The sequence below is a fragment of the Rhodococcus ruber NBRC 15591 genome (assembly GCF_001894945.1).
In the GTDB taxonomy this organism is placed as follows: domain Bacteria; phylum Actinomycetota; class Actinomycetes; order Mycobacteriales; family Mycobacteriaceae; genus Rhodococcus; species Rhodococcus ruber.
Window position 1 is genome coordinate 1 of sequence record NZ_BCXE01000053.1, and the last position, 1,461, is coordinate 1,461.

Genomic DNA, 1,461 nt, shown 5'->3' on the forward strand with positions numbered 1-1,461 from the left:
TAAGTCCCGGGGAGTGGTGGGAATCGGCTGAGGGCATCCGGCCAGGTCCGCGGCGTGTCGTTCCCGCTCTGCGGGTGGGCCATCGCGTAGTGATCAACGAGTTACCGACCAAAGTGACTCACAGAAAGCAGCTACGCGATGACCCACGATCATTCTGCACTCCTCGCTCAGCTCGACGCACTCAAGGGCGCCGACAGCGCCAGCGTGTTCGCCGAACTGATCCGCACCGGCCTGCAGGCGCTGATCGAAGCCGAGGCCACCGACAAACTCGGTGCCGGCCGGTATGAGCGCACCGCCACCCGCACCACGCACCGCAACGGGTATCGCACGAAGACGGTGTCGACCACCAGCGGTGATGTGGACGTCAAGATTCCCGAGCTGCGGTCCGGGTCGTTCTTCCCATCCTTGCTGGAGCGGCGCCGTCGCATCGACAAGGCGCTGTACGCGGTGGTGATGGAAGCGTATGTGCACGGCGTATCGACCCGCAGCGTCGACGACCTGGTCGGTGCTCTCGGGGTCGAATCCGGGATTTCGAAGTCGGAGGTGTCGCGGATCTGCGCCGGCCTCGATACCGAGATCGCCCGGTTCCGGGAGCGTACGCTGACGCACACGAGCTTTCCGTACGTGTTTCTCGACGCCACCTTCTGCAAGGTTCGGGTGGGTGCGCACGTGGTGTCCCAGGCGTTGGTGGTCGCGACCGGGGTGTCGATCGACGGCACCCGCGAGGTTCTGGGCACCGCGGTCGGGGACAGTGAATCCTACGAGTTCTGGCGCGAGTTCCTCACCAGCCTCAAGGCCCGTGGTCTGTCGGGGGTGCATCTGGTGATCTCCGATGCGCACAGTGGGCTCAAAGCTGCTGTGATGCAGCAGTTCGCGGGTTCATCGTGGCAGCGGTGTCGGGTTCATTTCATGCGTAACATCCGAGCTGCGGTGGCGGCGAAGCACGTGCCACCGGTGATGGCGGCGGTCAAGACGATTTTCGCGCACACCGACCCGGTCGAGGTGGCTACGCAGTGGGATCAGGTCACCGATACCTTCGCCGGGTCGTTTCCGAAGGTGGCGGCGTTGATGGAAGCGGCCAAACACGATGTGCTGGCGTTCACCGCGTTTCCGAAGGCGCATTGGCAAAAAATCTGGTCCAACAATCCAATTGAGCGGTTGAATAAGGAAATCAAGCGTCGAGCCGATGTCGTGGAGATCTTTCCGAACCCGGCGGCGTTCCTGCGGTTGGCGACCGCGGTGGTCATCGAGCAGCACGACGAGTGGCAGGTCACCCGCCGGTATGTCTCGGATGTGAGCATGGACGAGCTTCGTGCGGTGATCGCCGCGAAGGAACACGCTACCGAACCGGCGTTGTCGTTGACCGGCTCGAGCGAAACAGCATAGTATTCAGCACGACTCGTTGATCGCTACGTGTACTGCAGAGCCGATCCGAAGTCCACCACTCCACGGGGCACTATC

The 1,461-nt window shown here is 62.9% G+C and carries 1 protein-coding gene; it reads left to right on the top strand.

Annotated elements, in window-relative coordinates:
- Positions 1–138 precede the first annotated feature (138 nt).
- Positions 139–1,386, top strand: a complete 1,248-nt coding sequence (locus tag RR3_RS24445) for an IS256 family transposase (RefSeq protein WP_017682404.1) — start codon at positions 139–141, stop codon at positions 1,384–1,386.
- The last annotated feature ends 75 nt before the right edge of the window (positions 1,387–1,461 follow it).

Bases quoted from the DNA above. Each gene is read 5' to 3' on its own strand.
- RR3_RS24445 (WP_017682404.1), top strand. From the start codon at position 139: ATGACCCACGATCATTCTGCACTCCTCGCTCAGCTCGACGCACTCAAG.